Source organism: Brevundimonas sp. Leaf168 (assembly GCF_001423685.1).
Taxonomy (GTDB): domain Bacteria; phylum Pseudomonadota; class Alphaproteobacteria; order Caulobacterales; family Caulobacteraceae; genus Brevundimonas; species Brevundimonas vesicularis_C.
Genome location: NZ_LMOY01000011.1, coordinates 81,827 through 100,638, shown reverse-complemented (window position 1 = coordinate 100,638; position 18,812 = coordinate 81,827). Strand labels below are relative to the sequence as shown.

Annotated in this window: 20 protein-coding genes; 16 read left to right on the top strand and 4 right to left on the bottom strand. The window is 67.1% G+C overall.

The window, feature by feature from the left end; genetic code table 11:
• The first annotated feature begins 83 nt into the window (after positions 1-83).
• Entirely contained in the window at positions 84-866 is a 783-nt protein-coding gene (locus tag ASF81_RS12075; RefSeq protein WP_055808885.1) for a SapC family protein, read from the top strand.
• Between the two features lie 61 nt (positions 867-927).
• On the opposite strand, the gene ASF81_RS12070 is transcribed toward ASF81_RS12075, so the two are convergent.
• The 3 genes from ASF81_RS12070 to ASF81_RS12060 form a co-directional block, all read right to left on the bottom strand.
• Positions 928-1,335, bottom strand: coding sequence for a hypothetical protein (locus tag ASF81_RS12070; protein ID WP_055808883.1), 408 nt, complete (start codon positions 1,333-1,335; stop codon positions 928-930).
• Between the two features lie 15 nt (positions 1,336-1,350).
• Entirely contained in the window at positions 1,351-2,382 is a 1,032-nt protein-coding gene (locus tag ASF81_RS12065) for an NADP-dependent oxidoreductase (RefSeq protein WP_055808881.1), read from the bottom strand.
• Positions 2,383-2,719: 337 nt separating this feature from the next.
• Positions 2,720-3,514, bottom strand: coding sequence for a response regulator (locus ASF81_RS12060; protein WP_026108480.1), 795 nt, complete (start codon positions 3,512-3,514; stop codon positions 2,720-2,722).
• Positions 3,515-3,715: 201 nt separating this feature from the next.
• Here ASF81_RS12060 and ASF81_RS12055 point away from each other — a divergent pair, with 201 nt between their 5' ends.
• From ASF81_RS12055 to obgE, 6 genes are all read left to right on the top strand, one after another.
• The gene (locus tag ASF81_RS12055; protein WP_045809524.1) at positions 3,716-3,916 is read left to right on the top strand and encodes a NepR family anti-sigma factor; all 201 of its coding nucleotides are present in this window, start codon (positions 3,716-3,718) and stop codon (positions 3,914-3,916) included.
• A complete protein-coding gene (locus ASF81_RS12050; RefSeq protein WP_055754558.1) occupies positions 3,913-4,524 on the top strand; it encodes a sigma-70 family RNA polymerase sigma factor in 612 nt (203 codons plus the stop codon). Before ASF81_RS12055 ends, ASF81_RS12050 begins: the two co-directional genes overlap by 4 nt.
• A gap of 102 nt (positions 4,525-4,626) precedes the next feature.
• Positions 4,627-6,321, top strand: a complete 1,695-nt coding sequence (locus tag ASF81_RS12045) for a sensor histidine kinase (RefSeq protein WP_055808879.1) — start codon at positions 4,627-4,629, stop codon at positions 6,319-6,321.
• Positions 6,322-6,371: 50 nt separating this feature from the next.
• Entirely contained in the window at positions 6,372-6,509 is a 138-nt protein-coding gene (locus tag ASF81_RS12040) for an entericidin A/B family lipoprotein (protein WP_017505506.1), read from the top strand.
• A 93-nt stretch (positions 6,510-6,602) separates the two neighbouring features.
• A complete protein-coding gene (locus ASF81_RS12035; protein ID WP_055808877.1) occupies positions 6,603-8,057 on the top strand; it encodes an NAD-dependent succinate-semialdehyde dehydrogenase in 1,455 nt (484 codons plus the stop codon).
• A 52-nt stretch (positions 8,058-8,109) separates the two neighbouring features.
• Positions 8,110-9,156 (top strand): GTPase ObgE, encoded by a 1,047-nt coding sequence (obgE, locus tag ASF81_RS12030; protein ID WP_055808874.1) that lies wholly within the window; start codon positions 8,110-8,112, stop codon positions 9,154-9,156.
• Here the strand turns inward: obgE and ASF81_RS12025 are convergent, their stop codons facing one another.
• Positions 9,157-10,290 carry an AI-2E family transporter gene (locus tag ASF81_RS12025; RefSeq protein WP_055808872.1) on the bottom strand — a complete coding sequence of 378 codons (1,134 nt, stop codon included), beginning with the start codon at positions 10,288-10,290 and terminating at the stop codon, positions 9,157-9,159. It abuts the gene before it with no gap.
• Between the two features lie 98 nt (positions 10,291-10,388).
• On the opposite strand from ASF81_RS12025, the gene ASF81_RS12020 reads away from it, so the two are divergent.
• From ASF81_RS12020 to lnt, 9 genes are read left to right on the top strand one after another with little or no spacing between them, the layout of a single operon-like run.
• Complete coding sequence (locus tag ASF81_RS12020) at positions 10,389-11,963, top strand: helicase HerA-like domain-containing protein (protein ID WP_055808870.1); 1,575 nt, start codon at positions 10,389-10,391, stop codon at positions 11,961-11,963.
• A 49-nt stretch (positions 11,964-12,012) separates the two neighbouring features.
• Positions 12,013-12,573, top strand: a complete 561-nt coding sequence (locus tag ASF81_RS12015; protein WP_055808867.1) for a NifU family protein — start codon at positions 12,013-12,015, stop codon at positions 12,571-12,573.
• 46 nt (positions 12,574-12,619) lie between these two features.
• Positions 12,620-13,300 (top strand): tRNA (adenosine(37)-N6)-threonylcarbamoyltransferase complex dimerization subunit type 1 TsaB, encoded by a 681-nt coding sequence (gene tsaB / locus ASF81_RS12010; protein ID WP_055808865.1) that lies wholly within the window; start codon positions 12,620-12,622, stop codon positions 13,298-13,300.
• Positions 13,297-13,740 carry a ribosomal protein S18-alanine N-acetyltransferase gene (gene rimI, locus ASF81_RS12005; RefSeq protein WP_055808863.1) on the top strand — a complete coding sequence of 148 codons (444 nt, stop codon included), beginning with the start codon at positions 13,297-13,299 and terminating at the stop codon, positions 13,738-13,740. The genes tsaB and rimI overlap by 4 nt, the downstream gene beginning before the upstream one ends.
• 27 nt (positions 13,741-13,767) lie before the next feature.
• Positions 13,768-14,253 carry a Fur family transcriptional regulator gene (locus ASF81_RS12000; RefSeq protein ID WP_055808861.1) on the top strand — a complete coding sequence of 162 codons (486 nt, stop codon included), beginning with the start codon at positions 13,768-13,770 and terminating at the stop codon, positions 14,251-14,253.
• A gap of 43 nt (positions 14,254-14,296) precedes the next feature.
• Positions 14,297-15,733 carry a tRNA (N6-isopentenyl adenosine(37)-C2)-methylthiotransferase MiaB gene (gene miaB / locus ASF81_RS11995; RefSeq protein WP_055809016.1) on the top strand — a complete coding sequence of 479 codons (1,437 nt, stop codon included), beginning with the start codon at positions 14,297-14,299 and terminating at the stop codon, positions 15,731-15,733.
• Positions 15,733-16,719 (top strand): PhoH family protein, encoded by a 987-nt coding sequence (locus ASF81_RS11990; RefSeq protein ID WP_055808858.1) that lies wholly within the window; start codon positions 15,733-15,735, stop codon positions 16,717-16,719. Before miaB ends, ASF81_RS11990 begins: the two co-directional genes overlap by 1 nt.
• Complete coding sequence (ybeY, locus tag ASF81_RS11985; protein ID WP_055808856.1) at positions 16,716-17,162, top strand: rRNA maturation RNase YbeY; 447 nt, start codon at positions 16,716-16,718, stop codon at positions 17,160-17,162. The genes ASF81_RS11990 and ybeY overlap by 4 nt, the downstream gene beginning before the upstream one ends.
• 4 nt (positions 17,163-17,166) lie before the next feature.
• A complete protein-coding gene (lnt, locus tag ASF81_RS11980) occupies positions 17,167-18,804 on the top strand; it encodes an apolipoprotein N-acyltransferase (protein ID WP_082503558.1) in 1,638 nt (545 codons plus the stop codon).
• Positions 18,805-18,812: the final 8 nt, after the last annotated feature.

Genomic DNA, 18,812 nt, shown 5'->3' with positions numbered 1-18,812 from the left:
ACCGACGCGTCGCGGGTTTGCCGGTTGCGCGGCGTTGGGCTAGAAGGCGCGCCTCCGATCTTTAACCAGAGCGTCCTCGCTTCATGACCGACACGAACAATTCGCCGCTTGAAGGCAACGTCCTCTTCTACTCCAACCCCGAACCGCTGGATCAGAGCGTCCACGGCGGCCTGGGCGTGAACCCGAGCGACAAGCCCTACGCCTTCGTGGCCCAGACCAATATCGTGCCGCTGACGGTCACCGAATTCTCGGCCGCCGCCCTGTCCTATCCGATCATCTTCACCGGCGATAACCGCCAGCCGGTCGCCGTGATGGGCCTGAGCTCCAACGAAAACCTGTTCGTCGCGCCGGACGGCGAGTTCCGCGCCGACGCCTATGTGCCGGCCTATGTGCGCCGCTATCCGTTCGTCTTCGCCGACGACAAGCAGAACCAGCGCCTGATCCTGTGCATCGACCGCGGCGCGTCGATCGTCGCCGAAGGCGGCCAGAACCCGCTGTTCGTCGACGGCCAGCCCAGCGACTACACGAACATGGCGATGGAGTTCTGCAACAACTTCGAACAGGAGCGCCAGCGCACAGAAGGCTTCGTCGCCCTGGTCAAGGATTTGGACCTGCTGGACATCCGCGAAGCCCACTTCACGCCGCGCAATCCCGACGGCACGCCGGGTCAGCCGCAGAAGCTGGCCGAATACTATGCGGTGTCGGAAGACAAGCTGCGCGCCCTGCCCGCCGAGAAGCTGGTCGAGCTGCGCGACAACGGCGCTCTGGGCCAGATCTACGCCCACCTGGTGTCGCTGGTCGGTTGGGATCGCCTGATCGCCATGGCCGTGATGCGTCAGGCCCAGGCCCCGACCTCGGTAAACTAAGACCTGGTCTTTCCAAGATCGATCAACGCCCCGCCGGTTCGCCGGCGGGGCGTTTGTCGTTTCAGCGGCGCGAGAACAGCGCCCGGGTCAGGCAGGAAAAGACCAGACGCCCGGCCTCGTCCAGAAGGTCATGCGAGGCGATGACGATGCCCTTGTCGTCGCCGACCGGATCCTTGCCCATCACCGTCATGCGACCCCGCAGCAGTTCGCCCGCCGGGGGATTACGCATGTAACGGAGCCCATCGACGGCCAGGACCTTGGTCTGGGCCCAGCCGCCGGACTTGTCGGCCGCTAGTCGGCTCCACAGCACATAGACCATAGCGTCCGGCGCGCCGTAGGCCACGTCCCAGCCCGGCGAGAACCGCTCAATGAAAACGTCCAGCGCCCCCTGATCGACCGCACAGGCGCCCAGCGGCACGACCTGTCCCACCTCCAGGTCTTCGAAATGGATGTGCAGCGGATCGCTCATGCGCAGACCTTGGGTTCAGGCGGGTTCTTCGGAAACGCGAACCAGCAGCTTGCCGTCGTGATCGCCGGTGAACAAGCGATTCAACGATCCCACCGCGCCTTCCAGCCCGTCGTCGACGTGAACCTTCCACTTCACCCGGCCGTCCGCCAGCCACGGGCCCATTTCCGCCACCATCTCGCGGGCGCGCGGGGCGTAGTCCAGAACAAGGAAGCCCTGGACGTGCAGGCGATGGGTGATGATGCGGGCGAAGTTCGGCGACGGCGGCGCCTTGGTCGCATTGTAGGAGGACACCAGGCCGCAGACCGCCATCCGGCCGTGGACCTTCAGACGGTTGAAAACCGCGATCATGATGTCGCCGCCGACATTTTCGAAGTTCAGATCGACGCCGTCGGGGGCCAGACGGTCCAGCGCCTCGCCGACATCCTCGTTCTTGTAATCGATGGCCGCGTCGAAACCGAGTTCGTCGGTCAGCCAGGCACACTTCTGCGGGCCGCCCGCGATGCCGATGACGCGACACCCGCGCTGTTTAGCGATCTGCCCCGCGATCGAGCCGACCGCGCCGGCGGCGGCCGAGATGACGATGGTCTCGCCTTCCTTGGCCTTCAACACATCGGTGACGCCGAAATAGGCGGTCAGACCGGTCATGCCGAGCACGGACATATTGGCCGTCAGCGGCAGGCCCGGCGCACGGTGGACCGGGCGAAGACCGCCTTCCGGCACGACCGCATAGTCGGCCCAACCGCCCGAGGTCGGCATGACGACATCGCCGGCCTTGAAGCGGCTGGATCGCGAGGCTTCGACCACGCCCAGCGTCAGGCCGCGCATGACCTCGCCCAAGCCGACCGGCGGCAGATAGCCCTCGGAATCGTTCATCCAGGTGCGATTGGTCGGGTCCAGCGACAGATAGACCGTGCGGACCAGCACCTCGTTCTCCTTCAGATCAGGGATGGCCGTTTCGACCAGTTCCAGATCGCCGGGCTGGATCAGGCCCTTTGGGCGCTGGCGCAGCACCCATTGACGGTTCGTCTTGCCGCTTGTCGAAGCCATTGGCGTCTCTCCGTGCGTTTTCTTTGACCACCATCTTGGCCGCGACGGCGGCCTCGGTCGAGGTGTGCGCCAAGAAAAAAGCGACCCTTTCGGATCGCTTTGAAGTGGCATCATCGAGAATGAGGCGCGGAGGCGGCATGATCAGCTTTCGCAGATCAAGTCGGGGGGCGTCGCCGCCTCCACAAACCGATAACGACGGCGCCTGAAGCCGGTTCCCGACCTTGATCGCTTTTTTTGCGTTTTCGTACTTTCGTCCATCGATGCTGGCGCAAAACAAAGAAAAGGCCTCGATCCCGAGGGACCGAGGCCGATCTTGGTGCCTGAAAGAGACCGTGTTTTAAGCGGCTTCCTTTTGGCGTGACGGGTGGAAGAACAGCGCCTGGCTGATCGCCGCCTTCACCGTTTCCGGCTGGAAGGGCTTGGTGATCAGGAAGGTCGGCTCAGGACGCTCGCCGGTCAGCAGGCGTTCCGGGAAGGCGGTGATGAAGATCACCGGCACATCCATAGTCTTCAAGATATCCTTGACCGCATCGATGCCCGACGAGCCGTCGGCCAACTGGATGTCGGCCAGAACCAGACCCGGCTTGTGGCGGGCGACGGCGTCGATCGCCTCGTCGTGCGTCGTGGCGGTGCCGGTGACGCGGTGACCCAGTTCCGTGACCAGGCTCTGGATATCGGCCGAAATGATGGCCTCGTCCTCGATGACCAGAACATCGGTGGCCAGTTCGGCGTCGATGTCGGCCTGGGCGTCGGCGATCAGACGCTCCACGTCGCGCGGATCGGCGGACAGGATCTGCGCGGCTTCCGAAGGGGTGAAGCCTTCAAGGGCGGTCAGCAGGAAGGCTTGGCGCGAACGCGGCGCGATGCGCAGCAGACGCTGCGAGGCGTCGCTGCCCGTGGTTTCCAGTGTGCCGGTTTCCAGTTGCGCGCCGGTCGAGGACCAGATGGCGTGGAAGACATGATAAAGGGCGACCCGCGGCGTCATGTCAGCCGACAGTTGCTGTTCGCCGGCCGCCAGGGCCTCCAGAGCGACACGGACATAGTTGTCGCCCGTGGATTGATCGCCGGTCAGGGCGCGTGCGTAGCGGCGCACATAAGGAAGATGCGGCGCGAGTCTGGCCAGAAGGCTCATTCAGATAGTCCCCGACAAATCACAGCCCGACCGGCAAGGCAGGGCGTTATAGCCAGCTTAAACGTCACATTCGCATCACGGTTCCGCCGCTGCGAACAAGCTTTAGCATTAAAAGCCGTTCATGCAGGAACCCCGCCGGTCTGATGACGTTTGAGACCGACATCTCTTCGCGATGACAGTTGGGTGGGCTTGGCTCTGTCTATGATCGATTCTCCGGACTCCTCTCGTCCCAAAGGCGACCAGAAGGGGGAGGCAGGGCTTGAAGAAGCTCGCCTTCGCCAGCAGGCCATTGGCGTTAAGCTGCGACACATGTTCGACGAGGTCGTCAACGAACCCGTGCCCGATGAGTTTCTCGATATCCTGAAACGCGCCGACGCCAAGTCTTCGGACAGCGCCGCATGAGCACGTCACGCCTTGGGGCCGCCCCCAAACCCGCGTCGGCCGACGACGAGGGCTTCAAGCGCGAACTGGTCTTGCTGATCCCGCATCTGCGCGCCTTCGCCCGGACCTTGACCGGCGATCCGACCGCGGCCGACGATCTGGCGCAGGACGCCATGATGAAGGCCTGGGACGCGCGCGCCAGCTATCAGATGGGCACGAACATGAAGGCCTGGACCTTCATGATCCTGCGCAACCAGTTCTATTCCGAAAAACGCCGCTCGTGGCGTCAGTCGCAGCTGGATCAGGAAGCCGCCGAGCGGACCCTGGTCGCCGTGGACGATCCCGAGGCGCCCGTTGCTCTGGACGAACTGCGTCAAGCTTTGAAGACCCTGCCCGAAGAACAGCGCGAGGCCTTGATCTTGGTTGGCGCTGGCGGCTTCGCCTATGAAGAAGCGGCCGAAATCTGCGGCTGCGCCGTCGGCACGGTGAAGAGCCGCGTCAGCCGCGCGCGTCGGGCGTTGCAAGCCACCCTGGAACGGGGCGGCTACGGCCGCGACGGCAAGGCGGCAGGCGACGCCATGCGCTCGATTCTCGGCGAGGCCGACAGGCTGGCCGGCGCCCGGAGCTGATCTGCGGTGAATGAGACGACCAGGGACGCCCCAAGGCCGCGGCTCGGTCGCACGTGGAGCTCGGATCGCTTTCAGGGCATCCGGTTTCGGCTGGGCGCGGCCATGGCCATGGCCCTGCTGCCGATCTTCGTGCTCAGCCTGATCCAGACCCAGGCGGACTTCCAAAGACAGGCCGACGACCGGCAGGTGGACCTTCAACTGGCGGCCGAACGCAGCGCCTCCAGCGCCAAGGCCAAACTGGATAGCGCCCAGGTGCTGTTGCGCGCGCTCAGCCCCGATGCGGTCGGCCCCTTTTGCGCACCGCGTCTGACGGCGCTGGTCGGACGTCTGGAAGGCTACGAGGGCCTCTACCGCATCAGCCCGACGGGCGAGGCGGTCTGCGCCTCGGGCCGAGTGGACGGCGTGAGATCCGGCGTGGCGCCCGCCGCCCAGTCGACTTGGTTCCAGCGGCTGCGCAATGGCGAAGAACTGGTGGTCATGCGCGCCCCCGATGGCGCCGGCTATGAAGGCGCGCTGGTCGTGGCCACCCGGGCCGAACGGCCGATGGGCCGGTTCGACGGCGCCATGGTCGCCGTGATCCCCTTCTCCGCCCTGCAACCCGATGTCACGGACGCCGCGCTGCCGTCGGGCGCTCAAGCCGCCCTGACCGACGGCGCGGGTCGTATTCTGACGGCCAGTGATCCCGACGTGTTCAAACTCTCGGCCGGCGACGACATCGCGGGCTGGGTCGATCGGGCGCGCGATCAGGGGTCTGCGGTGTTCGAGGCCAAGGATGCGCAGAACCAGCGCCGCGACTATGCGGGCGCGGCCTTGGCCGGCGGCGATCTTTACGCCCTGCTGTCGGCCCCGGCGCCGGGGTGGCTGTCGTGGGCACGGCTCAATCCGATCGGCACGCTGCTGTTGCCGCTGGGCGCTTGGTTGACGGCGTTCGCGGCGGTGATGCTGCTGTCCGAGCGTATCTTCATCCGCTGGCTGGATTATCTGGAGCGGGTCGCGGCGATCTACGCCAAGGGCCGGTTCTCGGTGCGCCCGCTGCAGGCGATGAACGCCCCATCCGAAATCCGCACCATGGCGCGCACCCTGGACGAGATGGCCGAGGCCATCACCGTGCGTGACCGCGAACTGACCGACGCCCTGACGGAAAAAGACGCGCTGATGCGCGAAATCCATCACCGGGTGAAGAACAACCTTCAGATCATCTCGTCCCTGCTGTCGATGCAGCAGCGCGCCCTGACCGATGCGCCGGCCAAGGCGGCGCTGGGCGATACGCGCCAACGCATCTCGGCCTTGGCCCTGATCTACCGCACCCTGTATCAGAGCAACGACATTCGCCACGCCGATGCGCGCGAGTTCCTCAACGAACTCGTGGGGCAACTGGTCGCCAGCGAAGCCGGGCGCGGACCGGTGGTCATCAGTTCGGTGGACGCCGATTCCCTGCACGTCGATCCCGACAAGCTAGCGCCCCTGGCGCTGTGGCTGGTCGAGGCGGTGACAAACGCCCAGAAGCATGCCTTCGCCGGCAGCGGCGGGGAGCTGAAGGTGCGCTTCCGCGTCCAGGGCGAGAAATCGGTTCTGGAAGTCGAGGACAATGGCCCGGGCGCCCAGGCCGGCGCTGAGGTCGGGGTGGGCCGCACCCTGATGAGCGCCTTCGCCAAGCAGTTGCGCGGCGAGACCGAGTTCGCCACCCCGCCCGGCGGCGGCACCATCGCCCGCATGATCTTCGCCACCCCAGAAGCGCTCGCGCCCGTCGATCCGGCGGACAAGACGCCCGGAACCGCAGCGCTGGCGTCGCGTTGATGAGGCGAGTCCGGCGGAGTTTCACCCCGGCCAACCCTGGAGCTTCCCCTATGCGCAAGATTTTCGTTCTGGTCGCCGCCGCCGCCGCCCTGACCACCGCCGCCTGCAACACCGTTGAAGGCGTGGGCCGCGACACCCAGGCCGCCGGCCAGGCCGTGACCGGCGCCGCCCAAGACGCCAAGAACTAATCGACGGCCGCAGCCCAGGCTGCAGCATTCGACCGGCAAGGCCCCGCATCGTCGGGGCCTTGTTCGTTTCAGGACCGCGATAGGAGCCATCCCGTGAACCACACCGCCCGCGACGCCGGCCTCAAACTCTTGCGCCAGCACGCCCTGATCGCCGGCAAGGCCATTCCGGCCAACGGCGGTGGCATCGCCGTCGATGATCCGGCGACAGGCGATGTGATCGGCCACGTCCCCGATCTGGGCGCCGCCGAGACCGAACAGGCCATCGCGGCGGCGAGCGAGACGTTCAAGACCTGGTCGCGATCCGATCCGCACGCGCGTGCGGCCTTCCTGCGCAAATGGGCGGCGCTGATCGACGACAATCTGGAAGGCCTGGGCGCCCTCATGGCGCTGGAAAACGGCAAGCCGTTCGAAGAGGCCAAGGGCGAGGTCACCTACGCCAACGGTTTCCTGAAATGGTTCGCCGGCCAGGCCGAACGGTTGATCGGCGAGACTCAGGACAGTCCGCTGGGACATCTGATCCTGACCTATCGCGAGGCGGTCGGGCCATGCGCCCTGATCACGCCCTGGAACTTCCCCGCCGCCATGCTGACGCGAAAGCTGGGGCCGGCGTTCGCGGCAGGCTGCACCGCCGTGGTCAAGCCGGCCAGCCAGACGCCCTTCACCGCCATCGCCCTGGCCGAACTGGCCTATGAAGCCGGCCTGCCGAAAGGCGCCCTGTCGATCGTCACCGGGGATGCCGCCACTATCGGCAAGGCGCTGACCGATAGCCCGGACATTCGCAAACTGTCCTTCACCGGTTCGACCGGCGTGGGCCGCAAGCTGGCCGAGCAATGCGCCGGAACGCTGAAGCGGGTGTCGATGGAGCTGGGCGGCGCGGCGCCACTGATCGTCTTCGCCGACGCCGATTTGGATTTGGCGGTCGCCGAAACCATCAAGGGCAAGTTCAGGAACTCGGGCCAGACCTGCGTCTGTCCGAACCGCGTCTATGTCGAGCGGTCGGTCGCCGAGACCTATGCCGAGAAACTGGCCGCCGAGGTGGCCAAGATCGTGGTCGGTCCCGCCTACGACGACGGCGTGAAAGTCGGGCCTCTGATCGAGGACAAGGCCATCGACAAGGTCGAAAAGCATGTGGCGGCGATCAAGGCCGACGGCGGTCGGGTCCTGACCGGCGGGTCGCGCCACGATCTGGGCGGCCGCTTCTTCCAGCCGACCGTGACCCTGGGCGGCGACGACGCCCTGTTCCGCGAGGAAGAGACGTTCGGTCCCATGATCCCCGTCTTCGCCTTCGACACCGAGGAGGAGGCGCTGGAGAAGGCCAACGCCAGCGACTATGGCTTGGCTTCCTATCTGTTCACCCGCGACCTAGACCGCGCCATGCGGTTCAGCCGGCGGATCGAGGCCGGCATGTGCGGGGTCAACACCGGACTGATCTCCACCGCCGTCGCGCCGTTCGGCGGGGTCAAGCAGTCGGGCTATGGCCGCGAAGGCTCGATCCACGGCATCGACGAATATGTGGACGTCAAAACGGTGACGCTGGCGCTGAAATAGCGCCGGGTCGCCGGGCCTGTAATTCGCCGCGCTTCTGCGGCATAAGCCCGCGATGAAGTTCCTCGACCAGGCCAAGATCTATATCCGCTCCGGCAACGGCGGCGCGGGCTCCGTTTCGTTTCGACGCGAGAAATTCATCCCGAACGGCGGCCCGGACGGCGGCGACGGCGGCAAGGGCGGGGATGTCTGGATCGAGGCGGTCGAGGGTCTGAACACCCTGATCGACTATCGCTATCAGCAGCATTTCAAGGCCCAGACCGGCCACCACGGCCAGGGGCGCCAGATGCACGGCGGCAAGGGCGAGGACGTGCATCTGAAGGTGCCCGTCGGCACCCAGGTGCTGGACGAGGACAAGGAAACGGTCCTGCTGGACATGGACACGCCGGGCAAGGTGGAGCTGCTGCTGAAGGGCGGCAACGGCGGCTGGGGCAATGTGCGCTTCAAGGGGCCGACCAATCAGGCGCCGACCTACGCCAACCCTGGTCAGGAAGGGCAGGAACGCTGGATCTGGCTGCGGCTGAAGCTGATCGCCGACATCGGTCTGGCGGGTCTTCCAAACGCGGGCAAATCGACCTTCCTGTCGGCCGCCAGCGCCGCCAAGCCCAAGATCGCCGACTATCCGTTCACGACCCTGGCGCCGAACCTGGGGATGGTGGACCTGTCGCCGTCAGAGCGGTTCGTCATCGCCGACATTCCCGGCCTGATCGAGGGCGCCAGCGAGGGCGCGGGCCTCGGCACGCGGTTCCTGGGCCATGTCGAACGCTCGGCCAGCCTGATCCACCTGATCGACGGCACCCAGGACGATGTCGTCGAGGCCTACCGCATCATTCGGGGCGAGTTGGAAGCCTATGGCGAGGGTCTGGCGGACAAGGCCGAAATCCTGGCCCTGAACAAGATCGACGCCCTGACGCCGGAGGCGCGCGAGGAGAAGGCCGCCGAACTGGAGGCCGTCGCCGGTCGCCGTCCCATGCTGGTGTCCGGCGTGTCGGGCGAAGGCGTGCCCGCCTTGCTGCGCGCCGCCTGGGCCGAGGTGAAGAAGACGCGCGGCGCCCTGGCCGGCGACAGTGACGCGGACCAGATCAGCGGCTGGCAGCCCTGATCAGGCCTCCGCTGCGGGTTCCGGTTTGGGCTTGCGGCGGGTCGATTTCGGCTTGTCGGTCGTCTTGCCCTCGTTCGCATAGGGCTCGCCGTCGCCCGACAGCAGGATCGCCATCCAGCGCGAGCCCTTGAACTCGGCCAGGATCGCCATGGCCATGACCGCCAGCGGCGTCGACAGGAACATGCCGACCACGCCCCACAGCTTGCCCCAGAAGGCCAGGGCCAGCAGCACCACGACCGGGTCGATGTTCTGATTGTCGCCCTGCATGCGCGGCTGGATGAAGTTGCCGACGACGAACAGGATCACCTGCAAACCGACCAGCAGGATGGCGGCGGGCCAATAGCTTTCGAACTGGACCAGGGCGAACAGCGGCGGGGCCAGACCGGCCACCGCCCCGCCCAGCACGGGGATGAAGCCGACGATGAAGATCACGAAGGTCCAGAACTCGGCGTTCTGTAGCCCGACCGCCCGCATCAGGATCCAGGCGACGACGCAGATCATCGCGCCGGTTACCGACTGCACCCAGATATAGCCCTCGACCCCGCCGCGCACGCGCTGGAAAACCGCGACCGCCTCGTCGCGCTGGGCTTCTGACGGGAACATGGCGACGATCTTGCGCCGGAACCCGACCTGCGAGGCCAGCAGAAAGCCCAGATAGATCAGGACGAAGAAGGCGCCCGAAGCGATGCCCTGCACCTGGAACGCCATGGAGGTCAGCCAGCCGCGCACATCGACGCCGTTGATCAGATCCTGCGCCGTCGGCGGATTGGCCAGACGCACCAGCCCATAGGCGTCGCGGATGATCTGATCGATGCGCGGGCCGATGTTCTGGGATACGCCGGACGCCTCGCCGAAGAAGCCCGCCGCCCCGTTCACGATGATGGCGATGGAGGCGAAGAAGGCCAGCACCACCAGCGTCAGGGCCGCGATTCCAGCCATGCGGCTGTTCAATGGCGTGCGCGCCTCGACCGACCGCTTCACCCCGTCGATCATGATCAGGAGAAAGATGGCCATCGCCAGCGGCGTCAGGATGTCCCGCAGCCAGTAGATCGCCGCCCCGGCCGCGACCGTGGCGATGACGCCGAGGGCATTGCGAGCGGCGACCGAAGACGGCGTGGCGATGGGGTTTTTCATGATCGTGTTGTCGAACCGCCCGCCGTCGCCGTCAATCGCTGTTCCGAGCGCGCAGGGAACGCGCTAGACCTTTGCCGGAGACGCCATCGGAGACCCTAATGCCCGACGCCCTGCCCGGCCTGTTCCTCGGCCAGTCCGACGCCGCCCAGCCGGAAAACCTGCTGTTCAACCGCGCCAACCGCCACGGCGTCGTCGCCGGCGCCACCGGGACAGGCAAGACGGTCACTCTGCAGATCATGGCCCAGGGTTTTTCCGACGCCGGGGTGCCGGTCTTCTGCGCTGATGTGAAGGGCGACCTGTCGGGCATCTCCCAGGTCGGTGCGCCCAACGAGAAGCTGGTCGCCCGCGCGACGGAGATGGGCCTGACCCTGACGCCGCGTGCCGCCCCCACCGTCTTCTGGGACCTGTATGGCCAGAAGGGACATCCGATCCGGACTACCGTGTCGGAAATCGGCCCCGTGTTGATGGCGCGGATGCTGAACCTGAACGACGTGCAGGAAGGCGTGCTGACCGTCGTCTTTCACGTCGCGGACAAGGAGGGTCTGCTGCTGCTGGATCTGGACGATCTGAGGAGCCTGCTGGTCTATGTGGGCGAGAACGCCGAGCGGATCGGGCGAGAGGTCGGCAACGTCGCCCCCGCCTCCATCGCCGCCATCCAGCGATCCTTGTTGCAGGTCGAGCAACAGGGCGGCGACGCCTTCTTCGGCGAGCCGGCGCTGAAGCTGGAAGACATGATCCGCGTCGGCCTGGACGGCCGGGGCCAGGTCAATGTGCTGGATTCGACCCGGCTGATGAACAGTCCGCGCCTGTATGCGGCCTTCCTGCTGTGGCTGCTGTCGGAGCTGTTCGAACAGCTCCCAGAGGTGGGCGATCCGGAAAAGCCGCGCCTGGTCTTCTTCTTCGACGAGGCGCACCTGCTGTTCAACGACGCCCCGCGCGCCCTGCTGGAAAAGGTCGAACAGGTCGTGCGCCTGATCCGATCCAAGGGCGTCGGGGTCTATTTCGTGACACAAAACCCGGCCGATATTCCCGACAGCGTGCTGGCCCAGCTGGGCAACCGCATTCAGCATGCGCTTCGCGCCTATACGCCGTCCGAGCAGAAGGGGCTGAAGGCGGCCTCACAGAGCTTCCGCGCCAACGCCGCCTTCGACACGGCCGAGGCCATTCAGGGTCTGGGCGTGGGCGAGGCCCTGGTGTCCGTGCTGGACGAAAAGGGCGCGCCGACCATCGTGGCCCGCACCAAGATCCGCCCGCCGGCCTCGCGCCTGGGTCCCGCGACCGATACTGAGCGCGCCGCCGTCATGGCCGCCAGCCCGGTGCGGGGCCTTTACGAGCAGGTGCTGAACCGCGAATCCGCCGCCGAAATCCTGGCCAATCGCCACAGCGCCGCCGATCAGGCTGAAGTTCAGGCCCAAATCCAGGCCAAGGCGCAGGCCGAGACCGACAAGGCCGCCGCCGCTCAGGCCAAGGCTGATCAGAAGGCTGCCGAAGCGCGGGCGAAGGCTCAAGCTCAGGCCGAAGCGCGGGCGGCGCGCGAAGCCGCAAAGCCTGCGCGCCGGTCGACCCGCGAAACGCCGGTCGAGGCGCTGACCAAGTCGGTCCTGCGCACCGCTGGGTCGACCCTGACCCGCGAGCTGATGCGCGGTCTGCTGGGCGGGTTGAAGCGGCGCTAGGTTCTGCTCGGGTCTTGCAACGGGGCGGGGGCGAGCGCATCTCCCGCCCATGTTCATCCAGACCGAACCCACGCCCAATCCCAACGTGCTGAAGTTCCTGCCCGGCCGCGACGTGTCGCCGACCGCCGCGCTGGAATACCGCACCATCGACGAGGCGACGGCCTCTCCGCTGGCTGAGGCCTTGTTCGAGCTGGAAGGCGTCGACGGCGTCTTCTTCGGCGCGGACTATGTTTCGGTGACCCGCCAGCCGCAGGGTCCGGAGTGGTCCGAGATGAAGGCGCCGATCCTGGGCGTCGTCATGGATCACTTCGTCTCGGGTCAGGCGCTGACGCGCGGCGCCGGCGGCGAAACCGACGGCCATGCCGAGGACGACAGCGAGATCGTCGCCGAGATCAAGGCCCTGCTGGACAGCCGCATTCGCCCCGCCGTGGCCCAGGACGGCGGCGACATTCTGTTCGATTCCTTTGACGAGGCGACCGGCGTTCTGAACCTGCGGATGCGCGGCGCCTGCGCCGGCTGTCCGTCGTCGTCGGCGACCTTGAAGGCCGGGGTCGAGCAGATGATGCGCCACTATGTGCCCGAGGTGACGCGGGTCGAGCAGACCCTCTGATCCGGACGCGGTGGCGGTTCTGCAACGCGCCGCCTAGAAGACGCCCATGAGACTTCTGGTGATCGATACGGCGCTCGGCGCCTGCACGGCGGCGGTGTTCGAGGACGATCGCGCGCTCGCCGTGCGCTTCGAGCCGATGACCAAGGGGCACCAGGAACGGATCGGCGGCCTGGTGCGCGATGTCATGGCCGAGGCGGGCGGCGGGTTCGACAGCCTGGACCGGATCGGCGTCACGGTCGGACCGGGTTCGTTCACCGGTCTGCGCGTCGGTCTGGCTTTTGCTCAGGGTCTGGGCGCGGCGCTGGATCGGCCGGTCGTCGGTCTTTCGGCGCTGGATGCCCTCGCCGCTTCGCTCACCAATCAAGACGGCCCCATCGCAGCCCTGATCGATGCACGGCGCGGTCAGGTCTATGCGCGCCTCTTCGCCGACGGTGGGCCCCTTGGACCCGATGAAGCGTTGTCGCTGGAAGAGGCCGCGCGGCGGATCGCCGACATCGGACCGGGCGTCTCCCTGGTCGGTAATGGCGCGGCGGTCGTGAGCCAGGCCTTCCCTGATCTGACCTTCGCCCATCTGGACGACCGGGTCGCACCGTCGCCGGAGGCGCTGGCGCGCCTGGCCGCCGCCGCCGATCCGGCGACCCAGCCGCCCCGTCCGCTCTATCTGCGCGCGCCCGACGCCACGCCGCCCAGCCGCCTGCCGGGCCAGCCGCGCCAGCCTGCGTCATGACGGCGGCGGACCCCGCCTCACTCGCCGCCCTGCACGCCCAGGCCTTCGCCGCGCCGTGGGGGGCCGACACCTTCGCCGATCTGTTGTCGCAACCGGGCGTGCTGGCGGTCAGTGAGCCCGACGGCTTCATCCTTATCCGGACCGTGGTCGACGAGGCGGAAATCCTGACCCTGGCCGTGGTCCCGTCCGCACGCCGCCACGGACTGGGGCGGCGTCTGGTCGAGGCGGCGGCCCTCGCTGCGGTCCAGGCCGGCGCGACGCGGCTGTTCCTGGAGGTCGCCGACGACAATGTCGCCGCGCGCAGCCTGTATGAGCGGACCGGGTTCGACCCGATCGGTCTCCGCAAAGCCTATTATGCGGGCGCCGACGGATCGCGGACCGATGCTGTGGTGATGAGCCGCGACCTCTGTGCGCCGGACGCCAACCTGACGCTTCCCTGATGCGATCCAAGCCCCTATTCTAGGCGCATGGACCGGATCGAAAAACTCTGCGCCGAGCGCGGCATGCGTATGACCGAACAGCGCCGGGTGATCGCCCGGGTGCTGTCTAACGCCGCGGACCACCCGGATGTGGAAGAGCTGTATCGCCGCGCGTCGGCCATCGATCCGCACATCTCCATCGCCACCGTCTATCGCACCGTGCGCCTGTTCGAAGAGGCGGGCGTGGTCGAGAAGCATGACTTCGGCGACGGCCGCAGCCGCTATGAAGAGGCCGGCGACGATCACCACGATCACCTGATCGACACCAAGTCGGGCGAGGTGATCGAATTCTTCGACGCCGAGATCGAGCGGCTGAAGAATGAGATCGCGGAACGGCTGGGCTTCCAGCTGATCGGCCACAAGCTGGAGCTCTACGGCGTTGCGATCGAGGGCGCCGAGCCGTCCAAGCGCGAAGGCCTGATCTTCACCCGCCATGCGGCGCGGATCGATCCCGCCGATGTGGATGCGGGCTGACGCTCGGCTTGTCGCGACGCTTGCGGGCGATCATAAGCCCACGATGACCGAGACCCTGGTTCCTCAAGTCGAGACGGCGCCCGAAAAGCGTCTGTTCATCAAGACCTACGGCTGTCAGATGAACGTCTATGATAGTGAGCGCATGGCCGATGTGCTGCGCCCGCTGGGTTATGGCGTCACCGACGACGTGAAGGCCGCCGACTTCGTCATCCTGAACACCTGCCACATCCGCGAAAAGGCGGCCGAGAAGATCTATTCCGAGCTCGGCAAGCTGCGCGAGATGCGCGACATCCGGCGCGAGACCGGCGGGGACCTGACCATCGCCGTCGCCGGCTGCGTCGCCCAGGCCGAGGGCGAGGAGATCATGCGGCGTCAACCAGCCGTCGACATCGTCGTCGGTCCCCAGGCCTATCACCAACTGCCCGAGCTTCTGACCCGCACGGCGCGGGCGCGAGGCGAGCGGATCGGCGCCGACTTCGCTCCTGACGACAAGTTCGACGCTCTGCCCGCGGCCCGCTTCACCGAGGGGCCGACCGCCTTCCTGACGGTGCAGGAGGGTTGCGACAAGTTCTGCACCTTCTGCGTCGTGCCCTATACGCGCGGCGCAGAGTGGTCGCGGCCGATGGCGGCGGTGCTGGAAGAGGCGCGGCAGTTGGCGGATCGGGGCGTGCGCGAAGTCACCCTGCTGGGCCAGAACGTCAACGCCTATGATGGCGAGCGGTCGGACGGGCGAAAGGCGACCCTGGCCGAACTGGCCTATGCCCTGGCCGAGATCCCCGGCCTGGACCGCATCCGCTATACGACCAGCCACCCCAACGACATGGCCGATGAGTTGATCGCCGCGCATGGCGATCTGGACGCCCTGATGCCCTATCTGCACCTCCCGGTTCAGGCGGGGTCGGATCGCATTTTGCGGACGATGAACCGCAAGCACGGGCGTCAGAAATATTTCGACCTGATCGACCGGATTCGCGCTGCACGGCCGGACATCGCCATCGCCGGCGACTTCATCGTCGGCTTCCCCGGTGAGACGGATCGGGAGTTCGAGGACACGCTCGATCTGGTGCAGCGTGTGAACTACGCGGGGGCGTTCGCCTTCGCCTATTCGCCGCGACCGGGCACGCCGGCGGCGGGCATGGGTAAACAGGTCGAGCCGGAAATCGTCAAGGATCGACTGCATCGCCTGATCGCCCTGCTGACGGAACAGCAGACCGCCTTCAATGCGGCTCAGGCCGGCCGGACGCTGAACGTCCTGTTCGACAAGCCGGGACGGCACGGCCACCGTCGCCAAGCGATCGGTCGATCCCCATATCTTCAATCGGTCCACGTCGATGACGCGGATCATCTGATCGGGCAGATCGTTCCGGTCGAGATCATCGCCGGCCAGCAGAACAGTCTGTCAGGCCGGCTCATAGCAGACGGGCTCAAACAGCCGGGTCGCGCAGGCTCGGCGACAGCCCAAAAAGAAAAGGCCGCTTGATGGCGCGTGAGTCTGAATTCGTCCCCTTGAACGATGCCGAATTGCGGGCGGTCATCGGGCCGAACAGTCGCCACGTCGCCCTGATCGAGGACGCCTTCAAGGTGCTGGTCGAGGCCCCGGGCGGCGGGGTCTCCGTCAACGGCGGCGCACGCGACCGCACGGACGCCCGCCAGGTGATCGAGGACCTGGCCAAGCGCGCGGCCCTGGGCGCCGAAGTCACCGAGGCCGACGTGCGCGCAGCACTCGGCCAGGCGCGCGGCGGTCGCGGCACGCCGGGCATGGCGGCGGCGGGCGTGTCGCTGCCGGGCGGCAAGCGCGGCGCCATCGTGCCCAAGACCAAGGCGCAGGCCGCCTATCTGGACATGCTGGGCCGGTGCGAACTGAGCTTCGGCGTCGGCCCGGCGGGCACCGGCAAGACCTTTCTGGCGGCGGCCTATGGCGCATCGCTGCTGCGGCGGGGGCAGGTGGACCGACTGGTCATCACCCGCCCGGCGGTCGAGGCGGGCGAGAAGCTGGGCTTCCTGCCCGGCGACCTTAACGAAAAGGTCGATCCCTATCTGGCGCCGATCTGGGAGGCGCTGAACGACATTCTGGGCGCCGAGGACGTGCAACGTCGCCGCGACAAGGGCGAGATCGAAGCCGCCCCCATCGCCTTCATGCGCGGCCGCACGCTCAGCCATGCCTTCGTCATCGTCGATGAGGCCCAGAACACCAGCCGCCTGCAGATGAAGATGGTGCTGACCCGTCTGGGCGAAGGCGCGCGGATGGTGGTGACGGGCGACCCGTCGCAGATCGACCTGCTGAACCCGCGCGATTCCGGTCTGGCCCACGCCCTGCGCATCCTGGACGGGGTTCAGGGCGTCGGCATCCTGAAGTTCGAGGCGTCCGACGTGGTGCGTCACGCCATGGTCGAGCGGATCGTCCGCGCCTATGACGCCGACGCCGCGCGCAGACGCCCCGCCCCGGACCTCGAAGACCCCGCATGATCGAGATTGAAGTCGAGGCCGAGGCCTGGACCGGCGCCCTGCCGGACGCCGAGGCCGTCGTCGAACGCGCGGCGCAGGCCGCGCTGGGCGCCGTGGAGGGCGACATCGTCGTCCTGCTGACCGACGACGCGGCCGTGCGCGAACTGAACGGTCGGTTTCGCGACAAGGACAAGCCGACCAATGTCCTGTCCTTCCCCGCGCCGGAGAACGCCTTTCCGCATCTGGGCGACATCGTCCTGGCTTATGGCGTCTGCGCGACCGAGGCCGAGGCGCAGGGCAAGACCCTGGCCGATCATCTAAGCCATCTGGTCGTCCACGGCGTGCTGCACCTCTTGGGACGCGACCACGAAGACGACGCCGAGGCCGAGGAGATGGAGGCCGAGGAGCGCGACATCCTGGCCCAGATCGGCGTCGCCGACCCCTATCTCGCCGAGCAGGACTGACCCGATGTTCCCAGACGCCCTGCTGGACCGTCTCGCGGCCCCGATCCGCGCCCTGCCCGACAAGAAGCGCGCCCTGACGTGGCGGCTGATCCGCATCGTTCTGGCGCTGCTGGCCGGCGCCGGAACGGCCTTCGCCCATCCGCCGTTCGGCGTGCTGATCGGGCTTTTGGGCTATCCGCTGCTGATGATCCTGTCGGAGCGGTCCGACACGACGCGCGGGGCCTTCTGGATGGGCTGGCTGGCGGGGTTCGCCTATTTCTTTGTCGGGTGCTGGTGGGTGGCCGAGGCGTTCTTCGTCAATCCCGAACAGGCGTGGATGGCGCCGTTTGCGGCCAGCCTGCTGCCGGCGGGCCTGGGGCTGTTCTGGGGGACGGCCTGCGCCCTCTATCGCAGGTTCGCGCCGCTTGGCGCCGTGCGGGTGCTGCTGTTCGCCGCCCTGTTCTGCGCCGCCGAATGGTTGCGGGGTCATGTGCTGACGGGCTTTCCGTGGAACCCGGCTGGCGCGACCTGGCGCGCGGGCGGCGGCATGTCTCAATTCGCCTCGGTCGTCGGCGTCTATGGGCTGAGCCTGGTGACGGTCGCGGCCACGACGGCTTTCGCGCCCCTGATCGGACTTGGCGACAAGCGCAGCCGGTTGATCTCAGCGGGCTTGGGCGCCCTGGCCCTGATCGCCGTCGGCGGCTTCGGCGCCGTCAGATTGGCGCAGTCGGATCTTCAGTTCACAGACACAGTCGTGCGGTTGGTCCAAGCTGATGTGAAGCAGGAAACCAAATGGTCGCCCGAGGCCTATCGCTCCATCGTCGATCGCTATGTCGCCTTGACGGGTCAGGCGGCGGCGCGCACGCCCAACGTCGTGGTCTGGCCCGAAGGCGCCCTGCCCGCCTCGGCCAACGACGTCTTCGCCTCAGCCGACGCCCAGGCCATCGCGGGCGCCCTGCGACCCGGACAGACCTTGCTGATGGGCCTGGCGCGCGGCGAGCCGGACCTGACCGCGCCCGAGGGCGCGCGCTATTACAACAGCCTGTTCGCCCTGGCCGACGAAGGCGGAGCGGGCCTGAGGGTCGCCGCCGTCTATGACAAGCACCGGCTGGTGCCGTTCGGCGAGTACCTCCCCTTGGGGTCGATCATGACCTCCATCGGCCTGCGCAGCCTGGTGCATATGCCCAGCGACTTTTCCGCTGGACCGACGCCGGCCCCGATCTCTGTTCCCGGCGCCCCGCCGGCGCAGGTGCTGATCTGCTATGAGAGCCTGTATCCCGGCTTCACGCCCGGCGCGGCCGGGCGGCCCGAGTGGATCGTCAATGCGTCAAATGACGCCTGGTTCGGCGCGACCTCGGGCCCGCGCCAGCACCTGAACCTGGCCAGCTATCGCGCGATCGAGACCGGTCTGCCCATCGCGCGGGCCACCCCGACCGGCATTTCGGCCATGATCGACCCGTGGGGACGAATCGTCGACGGGCAACGGCTGGACCCCGGCGTCATGGGCGTCATCGACGCTCCCCTGCCCCGTCCGACGGGCGTCACGCCCTACGGTCGATTTGGCGATTTCCTGTTCTTTTTCTCAATGCTAACAGCGTTCGTCCTGTCCTTGTGGCCGTCGATTCGGCGATCTAGGGTCCAGAGAAGTCGAGTAGCGATCTAGGTGAAGGG